This window comes from Halomonas zincidurans B6 (assembly GCF_000731955.1).
In the GTDB taxonomy this organism is placed as follows: domain Bacteria; phylum Pseudomonadota; class Gammaproteobacteria; order Pseudomonadales; family Halomonadaceae; genus Modicisalibacter; species Modicisalibacter zincidurans.
Map to the genome: position 1 here is coordinate 1,556,525 of NZ_JNCK01000001.1, position 26,331 is coordinate 1,582,855.

At 63.3% G+C, this 26,331-nt stretch carries 22 protein-coding genes; 9 read left to right on the forward strand and 13 right to left on the reverse strand.

Annotated elements, in window-relative coordinates:
• Window positions 1-11: 11 nt before the first annotated feature.
• A complete protein-coding gene (locus HALZIN_RS0107235) occupies window positions 12-1,718 on the reverse strand; it encodes a potassium/proton antiporter (protein WP_031383561.1) in 1,707 nt (568 codons plus the stop codon).
• Window positions 1,719-1,934: 216 nt separating this feature from the next.
• Here HALZIN_RS0107235 and HALZIN_RS0107240 point away from each other — a divergent pair, with 216 nt between their 5' ends.
• The gene (locus tag HALZIN_RS0107240) at window positions 1,935-3,092 is read left to right on the forward strand and encodes an ABC transporter substrate-binding protein (protein WP_051907428.1); all 1,158 of its coding nucleotides are present in this window, start codon (window positions 1,935-1,937) and stop codon (window positions 3,090-3,092) included.
• A gap of 27 nt (window positions 3,093-3,119) precedes the next feature.
• Here HALZIN_RS0107240 and HALZIN_RS0107245 read toward each other — a convergent pair whose 3' ends face one another.
• The 6 genes from HALZIN_RS0107245 to HALZIN_RS0107270 form a co-directional block, all read right to left on the reverse strand.
• On the reverse strand, window positions 3,120-3,917 hold the full coding sequence (locus tag HALZIN_RS0107245) for an alpha/beta fold hydrolase (RefSeq protein ID WP_031383563.1): 798 nt from the start codon (window positions 3,915-3,917) through the stop codon (window positions 3,120-3,122).
• A gap of 52 nt (window positions 3,918-3,969) precedes the next feature.
• A complete protein-coding gene (locus HALZIN_RS0107250; protein ID WP_031383564.1) occupies window positions 3,970-4,635 on the reverse strand; it encodes a 7-cyano-7-deazaguanine/7-aminomethyl-7-deazaguanine transporter in 666 nt (221 codons plus the stop codon).
• A gap of 110 nt (window positions 4,636-4,745) precedes the next feature.
• Window positions 4,746-5,522 (reverse strand): NAD(+) diphosphatase, encoded by a 777-nt coding sequence (gene nudC, locus HALZIN_RS0107255; protein WP_031383565.1) that lies wholly within the window; start codon window positions 5,520-5,522, stop codon window positions 4,746-4,748.
• Window positions 5,522-6,280 (reverse strand): DNA polymerase III subunit epsilon, encoded by a 759-nt coding sequence (dnaQ, locus tag HALZIN_RS0107260; RefSeq protein WP_031383566.1) that lies wholly within the window; start codon window positions 6,278-6,280, stop codon window positions 5,522-5,524. The genes nudC and dnaQ overlap by 1 nt, the downstream gene beginning before the upstream one ends.
• A gap of 42 nt (window positions 6,281-6,322) precedes the next feature.
• Complete coding sequence (gene rnhA, locus HALZIN_RS0107265) at window positions 6,323-6,781, reverse strand: ribonuclease HI (RefSeq protein WP_031383567.1); 459 nt, start codon at window positions 6,779-6,781, stop codon at window positions 6,323-6,325.
• Window positions 6,774-7,373, reverse strand: coding sequence for a class I SAM-dependent methyltransferase (locus HALZIN_RS0107270; protein ID WP_231662666.1), 600 nt, complete (start codon window positions 7,371-7,373; stop codon window positions 6,774-6,776). The genes rnhA and HALZIN_RS0107270 overlap by 8 nt, the downstream gene beginning before the upstream one ends.
• A gap of 302 nt (window positions 7,374-7,675) precedes the next feature.
• On the opposite strand from HALZIN_RS0107270, the gene gloB reads away from it, so the two are divergent.
• The 6 genes from gloB (at window position 7,676) to HALZIN_RS0107300 (ending at window position 15,518) form a co-directional block, all read left to right on the forward strand.
• Window positions 7,676-8,443, forward strand: coding sequence for a hydroxyacylglutathione hydrolase (gloB, locus tag HALZIN_RS0107275; RefSeq protein WP_031383569.1), 768 nt, complete (start codon window positions 7,676-7,678; stop codon window positions 8,441-8,443).
• A gap of 43 nt (window positions 8,444-8,486) precedes the next feature.
• The gene (locus tag HALZIN_RS0107280) at window positions 8,487-9,776 is read left to right on the forward strand and encodes a LysM peptidoglycan-binding domain-containing protein (RefSeq protein WP_031383570.1); all 1,290 of its coding nucleotides are present in this window, start codon (window positions 8,487-8,489) and stop codon (window positions 9,774-9,776) included.
• A gap of 119 nt (window positions 9,777-9,895) precedes the next feature.
• Entirely contained in the window at window positions 9,896-11,731 is a 1,836-nt protein-coding gene (locus HALZIN_RS0107285) for an extracellular solute-binding protein (protein ID WP_031383571.1), read from the forward strand.
• Between the two features lie 9 nt (window positions 11,732-11,740).
• Complete coding sequence (locus tag HALZIN_RS0107290; RefSeq protein ID WP_031383572.1) at window positions 11,741-12,817, forward strand: microcin C ABC transporter permease YejB; 1,077 nt, start codon at window positions 11,741-11,743, stop codon at window positions 12,815-12,817.
• 5 nt (window positions 12,818-12,822) lie between these two features.
• Complete coding sequence (locus tag HALZIN_RS0107295; RefSeq protein WP_051907429.1) at window positions 12,823-13,938, forward strand: ABC transporter permease; 1,116 nt, start codon at window positions 12,823-12,825, stop codon at window positions 13,936-13,938.
• Complete coding sequence (locus HALZIN_RS0107300; protein WP_031383574.1) at window positions 13,935-15,518, forward strand: ABC transporter ATP-binding protein; 1,584 nt, start codon at window positions 13,935-13,937, stop codon at window positions 15,516-15,518. The genes HALZIN_RS0107295 and HALZIN_RS0107300 overlap by 4 nt, the downstream gene beginning before the upstream one ends.
• A gap of 176 nt (window positions 15,519-15,694) precedes the next feature.
• Here HALZIN_RS0107300 and HALZIN_RS0107305 read toward each other — a convergent pair whose 3' ends face one another.
• Complete coding sequence (locus HALZIN_RS0107305; protein ID WP_031383575.1) at window positions 15,695-16,396, reverse strand: pseudouridine synthase; 702 nt, start codon at window positions 16,394-16,396, stop codon at window positions 15,695-15,697.
• On the reverse strand, window positions 16,396-17,199 hold the full coding sequence (locus tag HALZIN_RS0107310; protein WP_031383576.1) for an amidohydrolase: 804 nt from the start codon (window positions 17,197-17,199) through the stop codon (window positions 16,396-16,398). Before HALZIN_RS0107310 ends, HALZIN_RS0107305 begins: the two co-directional genes overlap by 1 nt.
• 197 nt (window positions 17,200-17,396) lie before the next feature.
• On the opposite strand from HALZIN_RS0107310, the gene rarD reads away from it, so the two are divergent.
• Entirely contained in the window at window positions 17,397-18,305 is a 909-nt protein-coding gene (gene rarD / locus HALZIN_RS0107315) for an EamA family transporter RarD (protein WP_031383577.1), read from the forward strand.
• Window positions 18,306-18,320: 15 nt separating this feature from the next.
• Here the strand turns inward: rarD and HALZIN_RS0107320 are convergent, their stop codons facing one another.
• The 4 genes from HALZIN_RS0107320 to aptA form a co-directional block, all read right to left on the reverse strand.
• Window positions 18,321-19,364, reverse strand: coding sequence for a hypothetical protein (locus tag HALZIN_RS0107320; RefSeq protein ID WP_031383578.1), 1,044 nt, complete (start codon window positions 19,362-19,364; stop codon window positions 18,321-18,323).
• Between the two features lie 150 nt (window positions 19,365-19,514).
• On the reverse strand, window positions 19,515-21,113 hold the full coding sequence (locus HALZIN_RS0107325) for a methyl-accepting chemotaxis protein (RefSeq protein ID WP_051907430.1): 1,599 nt from the start codon (window positions 21,111-21,113) through the stop codon (window positions 19,515-19,517).
• 107 nt (window positions 21,114-21,220) lie between these two features.
• A complete protein-coding gene (locus HALZIN_RS0107330; protein WP_031383580.1) occupies window positions 21,221-22,720 on the reverse strand; it encodes a CoA-acylating methylmalonate-semialdehyde dehydrogenase in 1,500 nt (499 codons plus the stop codon).
• Window positions 22,721-22,765: 45 nt separating this feature from the next.
• Window positions 22,766-24,133 (reverse strand): omega-aminotransferase AptA, encoded by a 1,368-nt coding sequence (gene aptA / locus HALZIN_RS0107335; RefSeq protein WP_031383581.1) that lies wholly within the window; start codon window positions 24,131-24,133, stop codon window positions 22,766-22,768.
• A gap of 328 nt (window positions 24,134-24,461) precedes the next feature.
• Here aptA and HALZIN_RS0107340 point away from each other — a divergent pair, with 328 nt between their 5' ends.
• Entirely contained in the window at window positions 24,462-26,204 is a 1,743-nt protein-coding gene (locus tag HALZIN_RS0107340) for a SulP family inorganic anion transporter (protein WP_035575224.1), read from the forward strand.
• Window positions 26,205-26,331 lie beyond the last annotated feature (127 nt).

Here is a 26,331-nt window from a genome sequence, read left to right on the forward strand (position 1 = left end):
ATGGCTATCGATCAGTACAGCCGCAATCCCACGCGCTTGACCTGGTTACCGTCCATTTCGCTGATGACCCACTGAAAGCCGTGCCAATCGATGTCATCGCCGATTACCGGATGGCCGCCAACCCGCAGTGATACGAACTCGCCAAGTGTCATCTCCTGCTCACCAGGACTCAACGTCAGGCCGTATGCATCTGCCACGTCACGCATCAGCGCAGCTGCGTCGAGAGTGAAGGTGCCGAAGAACGCGCGCTCCTGCTTCAAGCGGGCATCACCATTGAAAAGCCGATTCAGTGCGGGAAGATCGTCACTGCGGCCGATGATGCAAAGCACGTCACCCATGCGCAACCGGGTATTGCCCTTGGGGTGCAGCATCGCATGCTGCCGGAACAGGGCCGAGATCATCGCTCCCGAAGGAAAACGCAACAAGCGAATGGGGGTATCATCCAGGGCATCGTTCTCGACCTGATAGACGAACATCTCATAGTCGTTTTCCGGCAGGACACCCAGCGGGCCGCGCCGGTTGGGCGTGGTCCGGGCAGGCACCAGAACCTTGGTCAATCGGGCCGCGGGAGACAGGCTGCTACCCTGCACGAGCAGCGAGATCAGCACCGCGAAAAAGGCCACGTTAAAATATAACGTGGCATTTTCCACGCCACCGATAACCGGAAAAATCGCCAGCACGATCGGCACCGCACCGCGTAAGCCGACCCAGGATATGAAGGCGATCTCTCGCCAGCGAAAACGAAAGAATGGCTTGATGGCCACGATCACAGCCAGTGGACGAGCCACGAATATCAACACCAACGACAGCAAGGAGGCCGGGACCGCATAGTCCATCATCTCGCTCGGGTTCACCAACAGACCCAGCACGAGGAATAGTCCGATCTGACTGAGCCAGGCCAGGCCGTCGTGTACGGGCAGAATGAAGCTGAGATGCCGTCCCGGCTGGTTGCCGACCATGAGCCCGGCCAAGTAGATCGCCAGGAAGCCGCTGCCGCCCAGCGCGCTGGTAAGTCCGAAAATGCAGAACCCCAATCCCAGCGTCAACAACGAGTAAAGACCGGGGGCCAGGTCAAGCCAACGCAGCAACCTGGCGATGAGCCAGCCGCCACCTACGCCGATCAACAACCCCAAGCCGAACTGGTTGACGAACATCAGCACGGTGTCGACGGGGCCGCCGATCTCACCGGTAAGCACCTCGACCAGTGTCATGGTCAGGAAGATGGCCATTGGATCGTTGGTACCGGATTCGATTTCCAGCGTGGCCCCGACGCGTTCGTTCAGGTCGAGTCCCCGCCCGCCGAGCATCGAAAATACCGCCGCGGCATCCGTCGACCCGACGATTGCCCCCACCAGCAAGCCCTGAACGAGCGTGAGATCGAGAAGCCACATGGCAGACAGCCCGACGACGCCACTGGTCAGGAAAACCCCTAGCGTTGCCAGCGACAGCGCCGGCTTGAAGCCGACGCGGAAGGTTTTCAGGCGCGTACGCAGCCCGCCGTCGAGGAGAATCATCGCCAGGGCGAGATGACCGATGATAAAGGCCAGCGAGTAGTTGCTGAACTCGATGCCCAGCAGGCCATCTTCGCCGACGAGCATGCCCAACCCCAGAAAGATCAACAGCAAGGGAAGGCCGAACAGCGATGACAAGCGGCTTGCCAGGATACTCAGCGCGAGCAAAGAGCCGGTGAACAGAAACAGCGTGTTGATGCTATCCATTGTGGTCCATGTCGGATTCCTGATGCCCAGTTAGTATGTCATGCGTTAGGTAGCCACGCAGGCGCCCTTCTGTGTCGTTTGCGCATTGCCAAGAGCGATCTGAAACGCCGAATCAACGGCTTCGCTAGCCAGTCAGATATCCACCGGGCTAGACTGGAGCGCCACCCCGCCCGCTACGCGGGTCATCCCATCGTGTATTAGAAGGAATCGTCAGTGATGCTGGTGAACCGCCTTTCGGCCATTGTGTTAGGTCTCGTCTTGGCGTTGGACACCCAGCTAGTGCAGGCTGCTGCATTACCACTCGACAAGAGCGCCATCGAGGCTGCGCTACAGGTAGCCGGCAAGGCCGATGATGACGCGGCGAACAGCGCTATTCGTGACAACCTGCCGATTCAGGGACTCTCCCGAGGTAGTGAGGCGCAGCGGCTCGCCCCTAGCGAGCCCCGCTTCGCCCAGAATGAGCCGGAAACCATCACGCCGCCGCCGACCCACAGCCTGCGCGTGATGCTCGACTGGTACATCAACCCCTACCATGCGGCGCTGATCGTCGCCCGCGAACGCGGCCTGTTCGAACAGGAAGGGCTTGACGTCACCTTCAGCGCCCCGGCCGACCCCAACGTGCCGCCCAAGCTGGTGGCGGCCAAACGCGCCGACTTGGCCCTGATGTCGCAGCCTACCTTGCATCGGCTGGTCGACCGCGGTCTCCCCCTGGTCAGGGTCGGCACGCTGATTCCCGTGCCGCTCAGCGGGATTCTGGCCCGCGCGGATCGCGGCATTTCCTCATTAACCGATCTCAAGGGTAAAACCATCGGCTATGCGGTAGAAGACGAAGCCCGGGTACTGCTCGATGCTCTATTCGAACAGCAGAGTTTTGGTGTCGAGCAGGTCACCCTCAAGCACGTCGACTTCTCGCTCAGCCAGGCCCTGGTGGGTGGCGATGTCGACGCCGTCGTCGGCACCTTGAGACCGCTGGACCGTCGTCAGAACGCCCAGCAGGGTGTAGCCACCCGTGAATTCTCTACCGACGATAGTGCCAGTCCCCTGTACGATGCGCTGATCCTGGTGGCCAACCGCGACGACCTGGGCAAGCACCGCAGTGATATCGGTAATTTCCTCGAGGCCCTGGAACAGGCCACCGCCTGGCTGGTCAAGCATCCACAAGCCGGCTGGGAGCTGATCCGAACGGCCGAACCAGCGCTCGATACGCCAGAGAATCGTGCCGCCTGGCCTGATGTGCTGCCCCTCCTGGCACTGCGCCCCAGCCTGCTTCAATCCCAGCGCTATGCGCGCTTCGAAGCCTATCTGAAAGCCCAGGGACTGATCGAGCAACTCTCCCCGGTATCACGCCTCGCCGTCGAGATCGAGACGCCCTGACGGGCACCGCCACCGAGCGCACTCGTCTCAGTTTTCCTCATGGCCACGTTCGGCCAGAAACGTATCCACGGCCTCGTGAAAGGCCTTCGGCGCCTCGGCATGCAGCCAATGCCCCGCCTCCAGGGTGACGACTTGCGCTGCGGGCAATACCGCCTTGACCTGGGGCAGCAGGGCATCCTCGACGTAATCCGAGCGGCTCCCGCGCACGACCAGGGTCGGGCCCGAATAGCTGCCCTCGCCGGCCGGCTCGGCGGCGATATCGGCATAGGCCGCCTCGATCTCGTCGAGCCCGACGCGCCAGCGCATGATGCCGTCATCGCCGCGCTCCAGATTGGTTGCCAGGAACCTGCGTATCGCCGGCGTCTCGACATGCGCGGCCATCGCCGAATCGGCTTGCTTGCGGGACTCGGGCGCATCGCGCTCGACCTGCCGCATGGCCCCGAAAATGGTCTCGTGACCGTGATCATAGGCCACCGGGGCGATATCGGCGACGATCAGCGACGCCAGGCGCTGCGGATAAAGACGCGCCACGCTAAGGGCGACCTTGCCGCCCATCGAATGGCCCAGCAGATCGCAGCGTTCTATTCCCAATTGATCGAGCAGCGCAACGACATCCTCGGCCATCACCGCATAGTTCATGGTCGCCGCATGCGGCGAACGACCATGATTGCGCAGGTCGACGACCACCACTCGACGCTGCGCCTGCCATTGCCTGGCATGCGAGCGCCAGTTGTCGGCACTGCCGAACAGGCCATGGAGAACCACCAGCGGCACGCCTTGCTCGGGGCCGCCGAGCTGATGATGCAAAGCGACGGTTCGGGTCATGCGAAGCCTCTCCTGTATCAACGCGAATGGAGGAATCTCGGTAACCGCATGCTTACACGCCCTCGTGGGTCGGCTGCGCCCCCCAGCTCAGTAGACGACGTGTCAGCCATCCCAGCAGCAACCCGTACATGGGCAAGAATAACAGTAACGAAATACTCAGCTTGACGGCGTAATCGACCCAGGCGATTCCCACCCAGTGACCGGCCATGAAGGCATCCGGCCCGTTATGAAAGGCGACCGAAAAGAACACGAAAGTATCGGCGAGGTTGCCGACGACCGTCGACAACGCCGGCGCCACCCACCAGCGAGCGTTGCGCCGCAGACGATCGAAGACCTGGATATCGAGTAGCTGGCCGATCACGTAAGCCATGAAGCTGGCCAGGGCGATGCGCGCGACGAACAGATTGAACTCGCCCAGCGCTGCCAGGCTGCGAAACTCACCCTTCTCGAACAGCACCGAGAGCAGGTAAGAGATGATCAGTGCCGGGAACATCACGCGGGCGATGATCAGGCGCGCCGGCGTCTTTCCGAATAACCGAACGGTAAGATCCGTCGCCAGGAAGATGAACGGGAAGCTGAACGCGCCCCAGGTGGTATACAATCCAGCGATCGTGAAAGGCAGCTGCACTAGATAGTTGCTGGCAGTAATCACCGCCAGCTGCAACGCCACCATGACCAGCAGGCAGCGCCGATATTGGGTGTCGGTCAGCGCAAGCATTTAAAGGTCCTTTTTACTGACGATGGATACCGAGGGGTGAGGGAACCCTCGCAGGTGATGCGTGGCTGGGCGTGGGCGGGGATTATAGCCGATCGCGGCCTTGCGGTCGCCTACCCGGTCCGGACGCCTTGCAGGTGGGCCTCGATCAGCGCCCGCGAGATCGAATAGGCCGGTGGCAGTTGCGGCAGCCGGCGGGGGGTGAACCATGCCGCATCGGCGATCTCGACGCCATCGATGCGAATGCGTCGGCTGGCGGCTTCGGCGAAGAAGCCCAGCATCAGCGAGTGCGGAAAGGGCCAGGACTGACTGCGGAAGTAGGCAACGCGCCCGACGCTCAGCCCCACTTCCTCGTACACCTCGCGGCGCACGGCGTCCTCGGCGGCCTCGCCGGGCTCGATGAAGCCGGCCAGGGTCGAATAGCGTCCAGGCGGAAAGCGCGGACTGCGTGCCAGCAGCAGATCCTCGCCGTGGGCGACTAGCGTGATGATGCAGGGCGAGATGCGCGGATAGCTACGCTGGCCGCAGCGATCGCAATGCATGGCGAATTCGCCGGCAATCCGCCGAGTCGGGCTGGCGCAACGCCCACAGAAACGATGGTCGCGCTGCCAGGTCACCACCTGCAGCGCGGTGGACAGCAACATGAAGTGCGACTCGCCCAGCTCGCCGAGCCATTGCCGCGCCGACGGCCAGTCCTGCTCCTCCGCCTCGACGAGCACGGCCACCGGCAGGTCGTGCCAGAAGCCCAGCGGCTGAACCCCGTCGGGCCAGGTCGCGACGCTCTCGAGAAAGCTGCCGTCTCGCCCCGGGGCGACACGCCCGCGCCGGTCCATGCGAATGTACACTCCGCCGCTGTGGCGTTCGGCGCCAGGCAGGTCGCGGCGAAACATCACGGCTCGACCGGCCGCGAATGCCAGTCGCCCATCGCGTCCCAGCGGCACTCACCCGCCGAGTCGCGGATGCTCGCCAGCTTGGCCTGATGCGCGGCCCACTCCTCATCACTGGGTACCGACACGACAAGCCGCGGGCGATTCGTCGGCAGACGGCGGATCCGGCTCGCCGCGGCGCCGCCTTCAACCGCCTTGCCAACGTCGGCATCGAGGGTCAAGGCCGTCTGGCCACCGGTCATGGCCAGATAGACATCGGCCAGTATCTCGGCATCCAGCAAGGCGCCGTGCAACACCCGGTGGCCGTTGTCGATCTCGTAGCGCTTGCACAACGCATCGAGACTGTTGCGCTGACCCGGGTGCCGGTCCCGCGCCATCTTCAGCGTATCGAGAATTTGGCAATGATCGGCGACGGGACCCAGCACCGGCTCGCCACGCAGGGCCTTCAACAGCTGGAACTCATGGTCGATGAAACCAACGTCGAATGCCGCGTTGTGTATGATGAGTTCCGCACCGTGAATGAACTCCCAGAATGCATCGGCAATCTCGGCAAAGCGCGGCTCATTGGCCACGCGCTCGTCGGTGATGCCATGGATTCCGACGGCTTCGGCCTCGATGCTTCGATCGGGGTTGATGTACTGATGATAGCTGCGACCGGTCAGCCGTCGATTGACCACTTCGACGGCGCCGATCTCGATCAAGCGATGCCCCTCCTTGGGGTCGATACCGGTCGTTTCGGTGTCGAGGACGATCTGGCGCATGACAATCTCGATATTCGTTGAGGAGGGAAGCGCAGCGTCGGCTCAGTTCGCCAGCGTTGCCGCGTCGATGGCCGCATTGGCCAGGGCATCGGCACGTTCGTTGCCGGGGTGGCCGCCGTGTCCCTTGACCCAGTGCCATTCCATCTGGTGGCGCTGCGACTCGATCAACAGCGCCCGCCACAATTCGGCATTCTTGACCGGCTGCCGGGCGGCAGTCTTCCAGCCGCGCTTCTGCCAACCGTGGATCCACTCGGTGATGCCCTTGCGCAGATATTCCGAGTCGGTATGCAGGGCGACGCGGCAGGGGCGCTTGAGTTCACGCAGCGCCATGATCGCGGCCGTCAATTCCATGCGATTGTTGGTGGTCTGGCGCTCGAAGCCGTTGAGCGTCTTCTCGTGTTCGCCGGCCCTGAGCAGGGCACCCCAGCCACCCGGGCCGGGATTGCCGCGACAAGCGCCGTCGGTATAAATCGTTACCCGGGGTAAGTCGTGTTCAGTCAACCTCGGTCATCCTTTCGCGTTCATGCTCGTTGCTTGCCACCCGCGGGGCGTGTCCCAACAGCGAGCGCCCCACGGCAGGCGTGCGCAATCGCGGTCGAACGACCTGTGCCCACTGACTGCGGCGCCGCGCACGAATCATGTAGGCATCTGCCAGGGGCAGGTTGTGGCGTCGCCCGAGGGTTTCCAGAGCGGCGTTGCGCGGGTATCCGCCGAGCAGGCGAAACCCGCAGTAGTCTACCCGCTCGATCTCGAAGTCGACAAACGCCAACCAGTCCTTGAGCCGTCCCGGCGTCCGCCACTGGCCGCGCCAGGGCAAGACCTTGCGGCGCCCGGCCCAGGGCCGGCGACACCCCTCGAAGCTCCAGGGCGACCAGCCGAACACAACCAGGCGACCCTCGTCGGCGACCAGCCGCGTCGCCTCCTGAAGGAGCCGATGCGGCTCGGGCATGACCTCGAGCAGATGGTGGATGACCACGAGAGTCATGCTTTCATCGTCTAGCGGCAGGCTGTCGGGCGCACTGATCACGGTTGCCGCATCGTTGGCGAGTTCGCGGGTCGGTGACCAGGTCAGGGAGTGACGAATGGGGCACATGTCACTGAGCCGGGGCGCCATTCCCAGCTGTAAACTATGAGCGCCAAAGAGATTTTCGCATATCGGCCCCAGGCACGCCCGCTCGGCCTGCCAATGAGCCAAGCCGGCTTGCGTCGACCAGTAGCGACGTCCCTCGCGCATTAGTCGAGCCAATTCGACCGTTGACTGCGAATTTGACACAGCGCCTCGATCCCCCCAAGGTTGGCCATTTTACGCAGCCGGAATTGCGCCACGTACGTGCGGATAACGGTTAATCATGGACTGTTCTGGCTGCCGTCAACCGCGCCGAGGATAAACTCTTCATGTTGAGCGTGACACCCATTCCGGCTTTCAGCGACAACTATATCTGGCTGTTGCGCCAGGATACCAGCAACGATGTTGCTGTCGTCGATCCCGGCGACGCCGCACCGGTGGTCGAGCTGCTCGAACGCGAGGGACTCGACCTGACAAGCGTGCTGATCACCCATCATCATCATGATCATACCGGCGGCCTCGCGGAGCTCGCCAAGCGCTACGCCCCCCACGTCATCGGCCCCGACAATCCCGATATCAAGGCGCTCGACGAGCGACTGGGCGACGGCGACGAATGTCGCGTCCTGGGGCGCCGATTCGAGATCATGGCGGTCCCCGGTCATACCCTCGATCATATCGCCTTCTTTGCTGCCGGAACCCCACCGCTGCTGTTCTGTGGCGACACGCTGTTCTCGGGGGGCTGTGGTCGTCTCTTCGAAGGCACGCCCGAGCAGATGCACGAGGCGCTGACCCGCTTGAGCGCTCTGCCGGATGACACGCTGGTGTTCGCCGCACACGAATACACGCTGGCCAATCTGCGCTTCGCCCAAGCCGCCGAGCCGGACAACCCGGCCCGCGATCGCTACCTGAGCGAGTGCCAGCAGGCCCGCGACCTTGCGCGCCCCACCCTGCCCAGCAATATCGGCCGCGAACGCCAGATCAACCCTTTCCTGCGGGTCTCCGGCGAGGCCGTGCGGACACGAGCCGCGACGCAGGGCGCGGCGGATACGCCGCTGAATACATTTGCCACGCTGCGCTCCTGGAAGGACCGCTTTTGAACCCCATGGACGCCATTGATCGCGCCCACGAGGAAGCCCCGACATGACTCACCGATCGTCCCGCCGCCGGGCTCACGGCCTGGCGGGCGGCTTGATGCTGGCCCTGGCCGTGGGCGCCGCGCAGGCACAACCGCAGACGCCCCCGACCTTCTGGAACGAGCTGATACTGGAACCCGCCGCGAGCAAGGACGCCTGGGCGCGTCTACGCAACGATTTTCAGTGGCAGGTGGATGCCGACGAACCGCGCGTTCAGCGCTGGCTGGAATATTATCGCAAGTCTCCCGACAACGTGACCGCGATCGCCCGGCAGGCAAGCCCCTGGCTTTACTGGGTCATGGAGGAGCTCGAGCGTCGCGACATGCCCGGCGAGATTGCCCTGCTTCCCTTCATCGAAAGCGCCTACGACCCTACTGCCCAGAATCCCGGCGGCGCTACCGGCCTGTGGCAATTGATGCCCGGCACCGGCGACGCACTGGGATTGCGGCGCGACTGGTGGTACGACGGCCGTTTCGACGTGATCAGTTCGACGCGCGCCGCACTCGATTATCTTCAGCAGCAGGCCGACCAGTGGTATGACGGGGATTTCGAGCTTGCGCTGGCGGCCTACAATGCCGGCGCCGGGACCGTCAACCGAGCGATACGCCGGGCGCTCGCTCAGGGCAAGTCGGGAAGTTACTGGGACCTTCGGCTGCCGCGCCAGACGATGAGCTATGTACCCAAGCTACTGGCGCTCTCCCAGATCATCGCCCGCCCGGACGAGTACGGCATCAGCCTGCCCGCCATCGCCAACAAGCCCGCCTTCGCACGCGTCCAGGTACCCGGCCAGATCGATCTCGAACAGGCCGCCAAGCTGGCCGATGTCAGCGAAGCCAAGCTGGAAGCGCTCAATCCCGGATTGCTTCAGGACGTGACGCTGCCGCGTGACGCTTCGACCCTGCTGGTTCCGATCCAGGCGCGAGAAACGCTGATAACCGCGCTCGCCGACCAACCGCCTCGAGCCATGGCCAGCTGGCAGCGCTATCGGGTCAAGCGCGGCGACACCCTATCGGCGATAGCCAACCGCTATGCGGTGCCCGTCAGTGTGCTGCGACAGGAGAATCGCCTGAATGGCGATATCATCCGCATCGGCCAGACCTTGCGGGTTCCGCAAGGTCGTAAGACGCCTGACTCCCGTGCGGACACTTTGGTGGTACAAGTCAAGCCCGGGGACAGTCTCAGCGGTATCGCCCAGCGTCATGACGTTACCGCCTCGGATATCGCGCGCTGGAATGCGCTCGACAGCAACCAGTATTTACAACCCGGTCAACGCCTGACACTGTATCTGGCAAACTAAGTTGAAGTGCGTCACTCAACAATGCGTTTCACTCCGCTAATCGGTGGCACAAGCCGATCATGAACAGCGGTTCATTACCAGCAAGGCGCGCCAGTCGCGCGATCAGAAGGATCTCGTCGATGTTACGCAATCGCCTGGCTGCGCTGCTGGCGGCCGCCGTGTTGACGCTCCCCGGGGCGGCCTTGGCCGCCGACGCCGCCCAGGTGCCGACGGTCCGTGGCCTGGCGCTCTACGGCAAGCCTGCGCTGCCGGCCGATTTCAAGTACTTCCCCTACGTCAATCCCGATGCCCCGAAGGGCGGCGAGCTGGTCCGCGCCGCGCAGGGCAGCTTCGACTCGACCAACCCGTTCATCATCAAGGGCACACCGGCCAGCGGCCTTATGGCCATCTACGATACGCTGATGGCCAGCAATCCCGACGAGCCCTTTTCGATGTACGGGTTGCTGGCCTCGGGCATTCGTCTCGATCCCGAGCGCCGCTGGATGGAATTCGATATCGACCCCGCCGCGCGCTTTAACGATGGCACGCCGGTCACGGCCGATGACGTGGTGTTCAGCTTCCGCCTGCTGCGCGACGAGGGCCAGCCTTTCTATGCCGGCTATTACGCCGATGTCACCTCGGCCCAGGCCCTCGACGAGGACACCGTGCGCTTCGAGTTCGCCGCCGAAAATTCCCGTGAGTTGCCGTTGATCCTCGGGCAATTGCCCGTGTTGCCCAAGGATTACTGGGCAACACGCGATTTCACCGCCCCGACCCTCGACAAGCTGCTCGGCTCGGGGCCTTATCGTATTGCCGAAGTCGTTCCCGGTCAGCGCATCGTCTATCAACGCGTCGACGACTACTGGGGAAAGGATCTACCGGTCAATCGCGGCCGTTATAACATCGACCGGCTGGTCTTCGACTATTATCGCGACCAGTCCGTGGCGCTGGAAGCCTTCAAGGCCGGCAACGTCGATATGCGCATCGAATCCAGTGCGCGCAACTGGGCCACCGCCTACGACTTTCCGGCCGTCGCCGACGGCTTCGTCGAGAAGATGCTGGTCACCGATGGTCAGCCCGCCGGCATGCAGGCTTACGTCATGAACCTGCGGCGCGACAAGTTCCAGGACGTGCGGGTTCGCGAGGCCATCAACCTGGCTTTCTACTTTCCCTGGCTCAATGAGCAGCTCTTCTATGGCGCCTATGAGCGCACTCGAAGTTATTTCGAAGGCTCGGACATGGCTGCTGGCGGCCTGCCCAGCGATGCCGAGCTCGCACTGCTCGAGCCCTACCGCGAACAACTTCCCGAGCGGCTTTTCGACGAGCCGCTGCCAATCGAGCAACCGGAAGAGTTGCGCCCGCGACTACGCAAGGCCCTGGGCCTGCTGCGTGATGCAGGCTATGAGGTCCAGAAGGGGCAGTTGGTCGATCGCAAGACCGGGCAACCCTTCACGTTCGAGGTTCTCCTCTACGACACGCAGTTCGAGCGCATCGTCCAGCCCTTGCTGCAGAATCTGGAGCGGATCGGGATCCAGGGACGGATTCGCACCGTCGACGTCAATCAGTATCTCAATCGGCTGCGCAATTTCGATTACGACATGATCGTGGGCAGCTTTCCGCAATCGGCCAATCCGGGCAACGAACAGCGCGAGTACTGGACGACGGCGTATGCCGATCAGCCTCAGAGTCGCAATCTGATCGGCTTGAAGGATCCCGTCATCGATGCGCTGGTCGAGTCGCTGATCCGCGCCGATTCCCGCCAGGCGCTGGATACCGCGGCCAAGGCGCTCGATCGGGTGCTGCGCTGGGGCTTTTACGTGATCCCCCAGTTTCATCTCGACGGCACGCGCATCGCGGTATGGGACAAGTTCGGCTATCCCCAGCCCTTCCCCCAGTACACGCTCGATCTCGATGCCTGGTGGGTCGATCCGCAACGCGCCAAGACGATCAATCAACGTCAGAACGGCGGGGGGTGATAGGCACTCGTGGCGGCTTATATTCTCCGACGCATGCTGTTAATGGTCCCCACGCTGCTGGGAATCATGCTGCTCAATTTCGTCATCGTCCAGGCCGCTCCGGGCGGCCCCATCGATCAGATCATCGCCCGTTATCAGGGACTCGACAGCAATTCCAGCACGCGACTCGACGGCGGTGGCGGCGATCCGTCCAGTGGTACGCAGGCTTCGCGCGGCTCGCGCGGCGTCGACCCGCGATTCATCGCCCAGCTCGAAGAGCAGTTCGGTTTCGATGAGCCGCCCTATCAGCGATTCCTGGGGATGATCGGCGATTACGCCACTTTCGATTTCGGCGATAGCTTCTTTCGCGGTCGCCCGGTCGTCGATCTGATACTCGAACGCCTGCCGGTATCGATCTCGCTGGGGCTCTGGAGTACCTTGCTGGTCTATCTGATCTCGATCCCGATGGGCATTCGCAAGGCGCTCCACCACGGGTCCCGCTTCGACGTATGGACATCGGGGCTGGTCATCGTCGGCTATGCGATTCCCGGCTTCCTGTTCGCCATACTCCTGATCGTGCTGTTCGCCGGCGGCAGCTATTTCGACCTCTTCCCGCTGCGCGGGCTGACCTCGGCCAACTTCGACGAGCTTTCACCGCTGGCCAAGGTCGGCGATTACCTGTGGCATATCACCCTGCCGGTGATCGCCACGGCGATCGGCAGCTTCGCGACGCTGACCATGCTGACCAAGAACAGCTTCCTGGACGAGATTCACAAGCAGTACGTGCTGACCGCACGCGCCAAGGGAGCCAGCGATCGCGGCGTCCTCTACGGGCATGTGTTCCGCAACGCCATGCTGCTGATCATCGCCGGGCTACCGGCCGCGCTGGTGGGTATCTTCTTCACCGGCTCGCTGCTCATCGAAGTGATCTTCTCGCTCAACGGCCTGGGCCTGCTGGGCTTCGAGGCGGTGATGCAGCGCGACTATCCGGTGATCTTCGGCACGCTCTATCTGTATACCCTGATCGGCCTGATACTCAAGCTGATCTCCGATCTGACCTACGTGTGGGTCGATCCACGCATCGACTTCGATACTCGGGAAGCATGACGTCAATGGCACAGAACAAGCGGATGCGTGTGTCGCCGATCATGCGGCGACGGCTGGCGGTATTTCGCGGCAACCCTCGGGCACGCTGGTCGCTGTGGACGTTTGCCGTTCTATTCATGCTCAGCCTTTGCGCCGAGCTGATCGCGAACGACAAGCCGCTGGTCGTGCATTATCTGGATGGTTGGTACGTGCCCTTGCTGGTGGATTACCCGGAAACCGAGTTCGGCGGCTTTCTGCCGACCACGACCGACTATCGCGATGAATTCGTCCAGGAGGAAATCAACGAAAATGGCTGGATGCTGTGGCCGCCGATTCCCTTTTCCTACGACACCCTCGATCGGCAACTCGGCCAGCCGGCTCCTTCGCCCCCCGATCTGCGCCATTGGCTGGGAACCGACGATCAGGGCCGGGACGTGCTCGCCAGAGTGATCTACGGTTTTCGGCTCTCGGTGTTGTTCGCGCTGGCCCTGACCGGTGGCTCGCTGATTCTCGGCGTGACCTTCGGCGGCATTCAGGGTTACTTCGGCGGCAAGGTCGACCTGGTCGGCCAGCGCCTTTCCGAAATCTGGTCGGGGCTGCCGGTGCTGTTCCTGCTGATCATCCTCGCCAGCCTGGTCGAGCCCAACATCTGGTGGTTGCTGGGCATCATGCTGCTGTTCTCGTGGCTGGGGCTGGTGGATATCGTGCGCGCCGAATTCCTGCGGGCGCGCAACCTCGAATACGTGCGCGCCGCACGCGCCCTGGGTCTGCCCTCGCGGCTCATCATGTGGCGTCATGTGCTGCCCAACGCGATGGTCGCCACCTTGACCTTCATCCCTTTCCTGTTCACCGGGGCGATCACCACCTTGACCGCGCTGGATTTCCTCGGCTTCGGCCTGCCGCCCGGCTCGCCGTCGCTCGGCGAACTGGTGGCCCAGGGCAAGAACAACCTTCAGGCGCCCTGGCTGGGCATCACCGCCTTCGTCACGCTGAGCCTGATGCTGTCGTTGCTGGTGTTCATCGGCGAGGGACTGCGCGATGCCTTCGATCCCCGGCATATCCAGGCCTCGAGTGGCGCCATCCAGGCGGGTGCCACGCATGACGAAAGACGCCACACCGACAGCGCGGAGGCCAGCCGATGAGCGGCGACAGCGTGTTGTCCCTGAAGAATTTCTCCATCGCCTTCGATGCGCTACAGGTCGTCGAACGGCTCACGTTGAGCGTACGCGCCGGGGAAACCCTGGCGCTGGTCGGCGAATCGGGCTCGGGGAAGTCGGTCACTGCCCTGGGGGCGATGGGGCTGCTTCCCGGCAATGCACGGATCGAAGGAAGCCGTGAACTGGCGGGTCGCGACCTGTCGGAACTCGATGCACGCCAATGGCATCAACTGCGTGGCAATCAGGTGGGATTCATCTTCCAGGAACCGATGACTTCGTTGAACCCCTTGCACACGATCGGCAAGCAGCTCGGCGAAGCGCTACGCCTGCATAGTGACATCACCAAGGGTACGGCGCGGCAAAAGGCCCGCGAGCTCCTCGAGCAGGTGCGCCTGCCACGCCCCGATGAGCTCCTCGACGCCTGGCCCCACCAACTCTCCGGCGGACAGCGGCAGCGGGTCATGATCGCCATCGCTATCGCCAATCGTCCACGCCTGCTGATTGCCGACGAGCCCACCACCGCCCTCGATGTCACCGTTCAGCAGGAGATACTGCAGCTATTGCGCGATCTCCAGCAGCGCCACGCAATGGCCATGCTGTTCATCACTCATGACCTTAATCTGGTGCGTCGTCATGCCGATCGCGTCTGCGTGCTCTACCGGGGACGCGAGCAGGAAAGCGGAGAGGTCCATGAGGTGTTCGAGCGGCCGAGCAGCGAATACACACGGCTATTGCTGGCCGCCGAGCCCGAGGGACGCCCTGCTCCTTGTCAGACGCAAGACACGCTTCTCACGGCTCGCCGTCTTTCGGTCGCTTTCCCCCGATCGCGGCGTTTGTTCGCCCGCCGCCGGGCGCCGTTCGTTGCGCTACAGCCGCTCGATCTGAGCCTGGCCCGCGGCGAAACGCTGGGCATCGTCGGCGAGTCGGGGTCGGGCAAGACCACGTTGGGTCTGGCGCTGCTGCGCCTCAACCGGGCCACCGGCCGGGTCACGCTCGGCGAAACGCGCCTGGATACCCTCACCGGCAATCGCCTGCGCAAGCAACGCCGAAACATGCAGATCGTCTTTCAGGATCCCTATGGTTCGCTTTCCCCGCGCATGCCGGTGAGAGAAATCATCAGCGAGGGACTGCGCTTTCATAACCCACAGCTCACCGAGCAGACGGTCAGCGAGCGCGTCGCCGTCAGCTTGCGGGAAGTCGGTCTGCCGGAAGATGTGGCATCACGCTATCCGCATGAATTCTCGGGCGGACAACGCCAGCGTATCGCCATTGCCCGGGCGATCATCCTCGAGCCCGAACTGCTGATACTCGACGAGCCGACGTCGGCACTCGATCGTACCGTACAGAAGCAATTGATCACGCTGCTTCGCGAGCTTCAGGCTCGCCGCGGATTGAGCTACGTCTTCATCAGCCATGACCTGGCGGTCGTCAGGGCCATGGCCCATCGCGTGCTGGTCATGAAGAACGGCGAGGTGATCGAATACGGCGACTGCGAGCAGGTTCTGCGTCGTCCGACGAGCGATTACACGCGTAACTTGCTGAAAGCCGCAGCCTTGGGCGAATGAACGGCGACGCCGTGTTGTCCCGGAGCGTGTTGTTCTTAAAGAAGTTGGCCCTGAACAATTGGCTGGCCGGGTTGACTATGCCGCCTCAGCCGAGTTTAGGATGTTCTTGTAATTCTTGACCAACTGGCTATGTATCAAGGTTGCAATCAATCAATATAAGATAACGGTATAAATAGTTAGAAGGCGGCAATCTCTTCATCCCTCAGCATGCGGCATTCTCCCGGTTCGAGGTCCGGATCCAGCACCAAGGGGCCTATCGATTCACGATGCAACGTCTCGATGCGGTTGCCGATCGCGGCGAACATGCGCCGCACCTGGTGGTATTTTCCATCGGTCACGGTGATGCGGAAACGCTCGGGTGAAAGCGCTTCAAGCCGCGCCGGGTGGGTCGGCTGCTGTTCGCCATCCAGCAACAGCCCTTCTGCGAAGGCGGCGATCGCGGTTTCCAGCATGCTATCTTGCAGGGGCTCGGCCAAGCTGGCCAGATACACCTTGGGGCATCGGGTTCGCGGCGATGTCACGCGATGCGACCATTGACCGTCATCGGTCAGCAGAACCAGCCCCGTGGTGTCGACATCCAGCCGCCCCACCGGATGCAATCGCTCGACCTTGGGCAGGTCGATCAACTCGAGCACCGTCTGGTAGCGTCCCGCTCGCGTGGTGCATTCGACCCCGAGCGGCTTGTTCATCATCAGGTAGCGCAAGCCGAACGGGGCCAATCGCTTTCCCAGCCAATCGACGGCGCTGCCCTCGCCGACATGCACGGCGGGATTCCTGATCACTTCGCCATCGACATTCACCTCGCCCCGGTGAAGCGCCTTCTTGGCCAGGCTGCGGGTCAGGTCCGTGGTCTCGCAGAGAAACTTGTCGAGGCGCATTACATCTCCAACGTGAAGCGATCGGCATCCATCCAGGCGGGAAACTTTTCGCGGAACTGGGCCAGTGCGTCGCTGTCGAGCACACCGGTGTGAATGAAAGGTTGATCGCGACGCTCATCGATCAGCGACTCGCCCTTGAAGTCGACGAGCATCGAATCGCCGGCGTAGGCCAGCTTCTTGGCGTCTTCACCGACACGGTTGACGCCGATCACGTAACTCAGATTCTCTACCGCTCTGGCTTGCAGCAGGATACGCCACGCCTGGCGACGCGGTGCCGGCCAGTTGGCCACGCACAGCAGCGCATCGTACTCGAAGTGCGCGCCCCCGCGAGGCTGTTGGCGCAGCCAGACCGGGAAGCGCAAGTCATAGCAGACCGTCAGCAACAGACGAAAGCCATTGAGCTCGACGATGACCCGCTGATCGCCCATGCCGTAACGCTCATGTTCACCGGCCATGCGAAACAGGTGGCGCTTGTCGTAATAGGCCAGTTCGCCGTCGGGTGTGGCCCAGATCATGCGATTGTAATACTCGCCTTCGGCGACTATCGCCACACTGCCGGTCACCACGCAGCCACGCTGCATCGCCTGTCGGCGCATCCACGCGACGCTTCGACTGTCCTCCATCGGTTCGGCCATTTCGCGGGAATTCATGGTGAAGCCGGTGGCGAACATCTCCGGCAGCACGACCAGGTCGGTCTGGGCCTGTCCCAGGTCGCCAAGCTGCTCTTCCAGCAAGTGGCAGTTGGCTTCGGGATCCTCCCAGCGCAGATCCGGTTGGACGAGGGTCGTGCGTAGCTCGCTCATGGTGTCCTCCTGTCGCGGCTACAAGCCGCCCTGTTGGTGATGACCATTAGCCTAACCGAGGGACTGGCAAGGTGCAGCCGCCAGAGGCTTGGGCATGCTAACATTAGCGCCCGCTTCACGCTGAGCCACGGCCCAACCAGGGCGCGACGACACGCGGCGCATGTCGTCCTTGATGGCCAACTGCACCAGGAAAAGTCATGAGCCTGCCCGTCCAGCCCGACAAGGAAGCTACCCAAGGGGTGTTTTTCGGCCTCTGCGCCTATCTGATGTGGGGCAGCTTTCCGCTGTTCTTCGCCCTGTTCGAAGGCATTCCCGCCTGGGAAATACTCATTCATCGCGTGCTGTGGTCCTGCGTATTCCTGGTCGGTCTGGTGAGTCTGCTCAGGCGCTGGACGCCGATTCGAGCGGCATTGGCCGAGCCGCGTCGGTTGGGGCGGGTACTGGCGTGTGCGGTGCTGATCGGGCTCAATTGGGGCATTTATATCTATGCCGTCGAAAGTCGCCAGGTCTTTCAGGCAAGCCTGGGATATTTTCTCACCCCGCTGATCAACGTGGCGCTGGGCGTGGGCTTTCTCAAGGAGCGCATGTCGCCACTGCAGGGTGTCGCCGTGGCCCTCGCGGCGGTGGCGATCGGCATTCAGCTCGCACTGCTGGGGAGCCTGCCCTGGATCACGCTGGTACTGGCGACGTCCTTCGGCACTTACGGGCTGCTGCGCAAGCAGGTTCCGCTGGACGGATTGTCAGGGCTGTTCGTCGAGACGCTATTGCTGTTCCCGCTGGGCCTGCTGGCCATCGCCTGGTTGAGCGCTAGCGGCCAATCGCACTTCATGCAGGGCGATGGCCAGACCACGCTGCTGCTCATCGCCAGCGGCGTGATAACGGCGCTGCCGCTGATGGCGTTCGCCGGGGCCGCAAGGCGGTTGCGCCTGGCCACCCTCGGCTTTCTGATGTATCTGAACCCCACGATTCAGTTCTTCATTGCATTGCTGATCTCCCGCGAGCCCCTCTCGCCGATCCAACTGGCCACTTTCGTGCTGATCTGGATTAGCCTGGCGATTTACTCCTACTCCGCCTGGCAACAACACCCACGCGAACGGATCGCATGAACGCCACCGGCGGGCTCAACCGAGCGAAGCTTCGCTGACCAGCCTCACCTTCGATTCGGATAGACGCAAGCGCTCGATCAGCGTGCCGAGCACGGCCATCGTCGGCACCTGGCATTGCCACAGCGTCTCTCCGGCTTGCAGCGCCAGTGCTTCGCGATGCATGGCCGCGGCGGGGTCCATGCTGCGGTCGTCGAGCGCTTCCAGACCCAACCCCGCCAACTGGGCACTATCCACGCCGGGCAACAGCACGACGCAGCTACGCACACCCTCGGTATTGAGAGCGATCCGTTGACGGCTATCGGCGAGTTGCCAGATCGACAGTCGCAGACGACTCACCGAGCGTTCCAGCACCACGCTATCGCTGGCGGCAAGCCATTCCGCCGCCAGGCGACCGTTGATCCTGCGCTCCCGTGTCGCGGCGTTGATGTGCGGATAGAGAAAGCCGCTGCGCTGGACCATCCAGTCCAGCGCGTCATCGAACCCTACACCGAACTGCTTGGAGAAAGGCATTTCGCGACGCGATACGGCGTTGCGCACGGTCGACAACTTCAAGCTGCACAGTGCGGCTATCTCGGTGACACTCAGCCCATGCTCGGCAGGTCGGGGGATCAGGTAGGTGGGCAGTACATTGGCCAGGCCGACGTGCTGCTCGAGGCGCGCTCTGACCCTGGCGATGCCCAGCAGATGCAGCAACCTCAGAGGCGGCGTGCGTCCCGCCAGTTCGTCCAGGCTATGCGTCATCAGCACCAGGTGCCAGAAATCGCTTAGCCCGGCTGTCCCGGCGCCCGGGCTCGGCATCATGCGTGGCTCGAGCGCCCAGCCATGCAAGGCTTCCAGCGGCTGCGTCATGCGCTCGACCAGCGTATCGGCGGTAAGACCCGGGACCGCTGCGCGCGGGGCCGTGTTGCCCAGATAGAGACGCTGCAACGGGCTGACCATCACCTGACAAGCAGCCTCCAGCTCTGCCTTGAGCTGCGGCAGTGCCAGCTCGTCCGATACCGCCTGACCGAGTAGTGACGCCTGCAGAAGCCCCGACGAGGCCATGGCCACTGTGGTCATTGAATGCACTCCTGCGTACGGACGAGACCGTGGCGAACGACCGCTCTATGGCGTCTCGGCCCGGCCCCATTTTTTGATGGGATCATGGTTACAGCTGGTAAAGAGGATAACGGCAAGCGCGTCGACTTCTTTAGCAACAGCGCGTTCTGCTCAGCGCGTGGTTGCGACGCTCTCGGGCTGGTAGCCGACACGGAAGCCGCCCCAATGACGACCATTGACGTGAATGGGCACGGACAGGTCGTGCATCACCTCGCCGGTGTCGCGCTTGTAGGTCTGTACCAGCAAGGCGCGGGTATGCGAGCCACAGCGGCTGCCGGTGGGATCATCGAAGATCCGCTTGCTGCGGCTGTATTTCAGGTCGGTCTCATAGTCGCCGCTTGGCGGCTTGCTGACATGGCGGTTATGGGTGGGAACGTATCCGCGCTGATCGCAGGCGATCGCGTAACTGGCCTGCAGGGCTTCGAGTAGCGGCTCCTGGATCTTGGGCAGGTGACTATCGGTGTATGTGTCGTAGCCCGTCCTGTAGAGAGGTGGTCGGGTATTTGAGATAACGGTATATTTAGCGTCGAACAGCACTTCTTCACGCAGTTCGCCTCGCTTGATGGCCTGCTCGAGCAACGCCGCGATCCGGTCGGCGGCGCGTCTTGCCTCGCCGAAGACCTGTTGATGGCGGCTGGCCAGACGCTGCTGGGCAAGTTCGCCATCCACCGCTTCCGCGGCGTCCATCAAGGCGCGAGCCTGCTCGGCGAGGTCATGCATATCTCCCAGGCCATCATCAACGTGCGATTTGAGTGTGATCAGCGTCTGCGAGACTTGCTGGCTATGTCCGCGGGTCTGTTGCATCGAGCCGGCGATCTCGGCGAGCTGGCTTTCGACGCTGTCGAAATCCTCGGTCATGGCGGAAAGATGCCCGCCCACCGCTTCGATCTCGCTGGCGCTGTCGCCTACCCGACGCATCAGATGGCCGATCGTCTCGACGACCCGGTTACTGCTGTCGCCGATCTCGTCGACCAGCGATTCGACCTGCCGGGTCGCCTCCGCGGTACGCCGTGAAAGCTCGCGCACTTCACCGGCCACCACCGCAAAGCCACGCCCATGCTCGCCGGCACGTGCCGCCTCGATCGAGGCATTGAGCGACAGCAGGTTGGTCTGCTCGGCGATCTCCTCGATCATTCCGGTCACGTCACGGACGCGATGGGTCTTGCCGGCAAGCGACTCGAGCAGATCCAAGGCCTCGTCCGAGCGGCTGGCCAGCAGGGTCATCTCGCCGATGACGCCGTCGAGCGCCTGGCGGTTGCTCTGGTTGGCGGATTGCGAGGCGCTCGCCTGAGCGGCGAGCTGGCTGGCGCTGGCCGAAACGGTTTCGATGGTCGTGGTGATCGCCGCCATGCTCGCCACCGCCTCGCTGACGATGGTTTCCTGTTCGGTGAGCCGCCAGTCGAGGCGGTCAGCGTGATGCGACACCTCGGCGGAGGCAATGGCCGTCCTGCCGGCGCGCTTGACGAGTCGTTGAGCCATCTTTCGCAGCGACAGGTAATCGCGCCCCGATGCCGGCAGCCCACGCTGGCTCATGACATCGAGCTCCTCGGGATCGGCAGCGTAGATCCGCGCGAAACGATCGAATGAAAGACCGGCCAACAACCCCAGCAAGGTGGTCAGATACGACACCCATGGCGCTTCAAGCCATAGACTGGCGACAACGGCGGCGCCCAGCAAGGCCCCCAGCAGGCCCAGATTCACGATACGCATCAGCGGACTCCCCGGCGGTTTCTAAGCCGAATATCGGCCTGGCGAGGCGATGCCTGATATGAACTTTGGCCTGAGAGACTATCGTCGAGGAGTACGGCATGGATCCGTCAGTGACCACCGGAGGGAAAGTTGAATTCGGCCTGGGTGGTTTCGAAGGCCGAAGGCCAGCGCTGGGATACCGCCTTGCGACGAGTATAGAAGCGCACCGAATCGGGACCGTAGGCATGCAGGTCGCCGAACAGCGAACGCTTCCAGCCACCGAAGCTATGGTAGGCCACCGGCACCGGCAGCGGCACGTTGATGCCGACCATGCCCACCTCGATGCTGTCGGCGAAACGCCGCGCCGCCTCGCCGTCGCGGGTGAACAGGCAGGTGCCGTTGCCGTACTCGTGTTCGTTGATCAGTCGGATGGCCTCGTCGAGACTGGCGACACGCACCACGCATAACACCGGGCCGAAGATCTCCTCGCGATAGATGCGCATCGTCGGTTTTACCCGATCGAACAGGCAGCCGCCCAGGAAAAAGCCGTTCTCGTAACCGGGCACGGTCAGCCCCCGTCCGTCGGCCACCAGCTCGGCGCCGCTGGATACGCCCTCCTCGATGAAGCCCAGCACCTTGTCGCGGTGCGCGCCGGTGACCAACGGCCCCATGTCGAGCCCCTTGTCGGTTCCCGGGCCGATCTTCAGCGCGGCGATCTTGGGCAGCATCGACTCGACCAGCCGATCCGCCGTCTCGTCGCCCACGCAGACCGCCACCGAGATGGCCATGCAGCGCTCGCCACAGCTACCGTAGGCAGCGCCCATCAGGGTGTTCGCGGCGTTCTCGAGATCGGCGTCGGGCAGCACCACGGCGTGATTCTTGGCCCCGCCTAGGGCCTGGACGCGCTTGCCGTTGGCGCTACCGCGGCCATAGATCGATTCGGCAATCGGGGTCGAACCGACGAACGACAGCGCCTTGACATGGGGCGATTCGATCAACGCATCGACCGCCTCGCGGCCGCCGTGAACCACGTTGATGACGCCCCTGGGCAGCCCGGCTTCCTGGAGCAGCTCGGCGATCGCCAGTGCCGAGCCGGGATCGCGCTCGGAGGGCTTGAGAATGAAGGTGTTGCCGCAGGCGATGGCCATCGGATACATCCACAGCGGCACCATTGCCGGAAAATTGAACGGCGTGATGCCCGCCACCACACCCAGCGGCTGGAAGTTCGACCAGGCGTCGATCGCCGGACCGGCGTTGTGCGAATAGTCGCCCTTGAGCAATTCGGGTACGCCGCAGGCGTACTCGACGTTCTCGATGCCGCGGCGCAGCTCGCCACCGGCGTCCTCGAAGGTCTTGCCGTGCTCCTCGCTGACCAGGTGGGTCAGCCGCTCGGCATTGTCCTCGAGCAACTGCTTGAAACGGAACATGACCTGGGCGCGCTTGGCCGGCGGCGTATCGCGCCAAGCCGGGTAAGCGGCCTGCGCCGCCGCGATCGCCCGCTCGGCGGTCGCGGCATCGGCATTGGCGACCCGCCGCACCACCGCGCCGGTCGAGGGATTGGTCACCTCGAGCGTCGCGCCCGGGGCATCGCTCGGCTCGCCGTCGATCAGATGATGAATGAATTCCATGAAGACTCCTTGCTGATTGTTCCGGATCACCCGGTCGGGCACGGATCAGGCCAACGTATCGAGGGTGGTGGCGACGGCGTCGAACAGGCGCTCGAGCTCCGCATCGGTGGTCGCGAACGGCGGGCCGAACTGCAGGGTGTCGCCGCCGTAACGCACGTAGAACCCCGCCTCCCACAGCGCCAGCGCGGCGTCGCGGGGACGGATCGCCGGATCGCCCTCGCGCGGCGCCAGCTGGATGGCCCCGGCGAGGCCGTAATTGCGGATGTCGACGACATGCGGGCGCCCCTTCAGCGCGTGCAGGCGCGCTTCGAACGCCGGCGCGATGGCCCGCACCTGAGCGGGGAAGTCCTCGCGCTCGAACAGCTCGAGCGCCGCCAGCGCGGCGGCGCAGGCCACCGGATGGGCGCTGTAGGTATAGCCGTGGGGGAATTCGATGCCGTGCCCGGGACCGCCGGCCTGCATGAAGGTCGCGTGGATCTCGCGCGAGGCGATCACCGCACCCATGGGAATCGCCCCGTTGGTGATCTGCTTGGCGACGTTCATGATATCCGGCGTCACCCCGAAGGCCTCGGCCCCGGTGGTCGCGCCGCAGCGCCCGAAGGCAGTGATCACCTCATCGAAGATCAGCAGGATATCGTGCTCGTCGCAGATCGCCCGCAGGCGTTCGAGATAGCCCTTGGGCGGCACGATCACCCCGGCCGAGCCCGACATCGGCTCGACGATCACTGCGGCGATGTTGGCGGCGTCGTTGAGCGCGATCTGGTCGAGCAGCGCATCGGCGAGCTCGGCGCCCTGCTCGGCCTGGCCGCGGGTGAAGGCCTGTCCCGGCTGCAAGGTATGCGGCAGATGGGCGAATTCAAGCAACTGCCCGTAGTGCTTGCGGTTGGCGACGATGCCGCCGGCGCTGGTACCGCCGATATTGACGCCATGATAGCCCTTGAGGCGGCTGATCAGGCGGGTCTTCTCGGGCTTGCCCTTGAGTCGCCAGTAAGCGCGCGCCATCTTCAGCGCGGTATCGGCGCTCTCCGAACCGGAATTGGTGAAGAACACATGGTCGAGCCCTTTCGGTGTCAGCTCGGCGAGCCGCTCGGCGAGTTCGAAAGCCAGCGGATGGCCGACCTGGAAGCTCGGCGCGTAATCGAGCCTGCCGAGCTGGCGCGCCACGGCCTGCTGAAGCTCTGCGCGGTTATGCCCCGCGCCGCAGCACCACAGCCCCGACAGCGAATCGAACAGCCGCCGGCCGCGGGTATCGATCAGGTAGCGCCCTTCGGCGCCGGCCACCATGCGCGGGTGGGCGCGAAAGTCGCGATTGGCGGTGAAAGGCATCCAATAGGCATCGCCGAGCGTATCGGAGCCGTCCTGGGACCGGGCATCGGCCGCCCTGCCGTGCGTCTGGGAGTCGAGGCTGAACATGGCTGTTTCCTGTTGTTGGTCATGGCCGCGAATGAACATTCGCTTGACAGCTTGGCCCAGCACAAAGCGTTTGAATACACAAACGTATCAACCTTCACATTGGGAATCATTAACCTAAGTGCGGCATTCAGGCCGATCTTCATCGCCACCTGCGATGGGGTAACCAAACAGTGCCGCGTCCGCCGCTTGCAAGCAGTCAGGCCCCTCAGCCTTGCGCCACTTCCGGTAACCCCTCATCATTTCTGAATATATTCACCAAACCATGCGTCGAGACAAGGCGCGAGATTCACCTCGCCAATAAACCGTCGCGAGTTGCCACGAGAGATCGATGCTCAAGCGTTACCTGCCAGTGCTGCAATGGCTGCCTTACTATCGGCGCGAGCTGTTCAGTCATGATCTGACCGCCGGGCTGATCGTCGCGATCATGGTGATCCCCCAGTCGCTGGCCTATGCCCTGCTGGCCGGCCTGCCGGCGGTGATAGGCCTGTATGCCAGCATCCTGCCGGTGTTTGCCTATACGCTGTTCGGTTCGAGCCGCACCCTGGCCGTGGGGCCGGTGGCCATCGTCGCCCTGATGACCGCCGCCGCGCTGGCCGGCGTCGCCACGCCGGGCAGTAGCGAGTACATCGCGGGCGCACTGGTGCTGTCGTTGCTGTCGGGCCTGATGCTCACCGTGATGGGTTTCCTGCGGCTGGGTTTCTTCGCCAACTTTCTCAGTCACCCGGTCATCTCGGGCTTCCTGTCGGCATCGGGAATCCTGATCGCCGCCAGTCAGGCCGCCCACCTGCTGGGCATCGATGGCGCCGGCTTTACACTTCCCACCCTGCTCGCCAATCTGGCAGCTCAACTGGACGACACCAATCTTGCCACCCTGGCGATCAGCGCCTTTACGCTGACTTTTCTGCTCGGCATGCGGCGCTATGGTCGCCAAAGCCTGAAACGCATCGGCCTGCCCGCCAAGCTTGCCGACCTGACCGCCAAGGCCGGTCCGGTATTCGCCGTGGTGCTGACCACCCTGGCGACCTGGCGTTTCGACCTGGTAGCCGACGGTGTCGCCGTGGTCGGCAATGTCCCCGCCGGGCTCCCCCCCCTGACGCTGCCCGACTTCGCCCCCTCGCTGTGGTATTCGTTGCTGGTACCGGCGCTACTGATCAGCATCGTCGGCTTCGTCGAGTCGGTATCGATGGGCCAGATGCTTGCCGCCAAGCGCCGCGAGCGGATCTCGCCGGACCAGGAGCTCATCGGGCTGGGCACCGCCAATCTCGCTGCTTCGGTGACCGGCGGCATGCCGGTCACCGGCGGGCTTTCGCGCACGGTGATCAATTTCGATGCCGGCGCTCGCACGCCGATCGCCGGCGTCGTCGCCGCGCTGGGCATCGGCCTGGTCACGCTGTTCTTCACACCATGGATCTACTATCTGCCGACCGCGACCTTGGCCGCCACCATCACGGTATCGATCCTCACGCTGGTGGATATAGCGGTGATGCGGCGCACCTGGCGCTACTCGAAAGGCGACTTCTCCGCACTACTGGCGACATTGCTGCTGACCCTGATGGAAGGCGTCGAGACTGGCATCATCGCCGGCGTAAGTTTGTCGATCGCACTGTTTCTTTACCGCACCAGCCACCCACATAGCGCCCTGGTGGGCCGCGTGCCGGGCACCGAGCATTTTCGCAACGTCGCCCGGCATCAGGTGGAAAGCCACGAGCAGGTCGCCCTGCTGCGCATCGACGAAAGCCTCTACTTCGCCAATGCCCGCTATCTGGAGGATACGCTGTATACACTGGTGGCCGAGCGTCCGCAGCTTCGCCATACGGTATTGATCTGCTCGGCGGTCAATCTGATCGATGCCTCGGCACTCGAGAGTCTCGAGGCGATCAACGCGCGACTCAAGGATTCCGGCGTAACGCTGCATCTCGCCGAGGTCAAGGGACCGGTCATGGATCGCCTCAAGCACAGCGATTTTCTCGAGACGCTGACCGGGCGGGTATTCCTGAGCACCTACGCCGCCTGGAGCGCGTTGCGACCCTCGATGGCGGGCAGCAACGAGCCCATGCGTCCGCTCGGCTAGCAGTCTGTCGGATTTGACCGATCGTCGCGAGAAAAGCGGATTTCGAGACAAGTTGATCGATCTGATGAGGCGAATAGCGCGCTATTTAACGAATCAGAGCGAATGAAATTGGCCGAAAGCCCGGGTT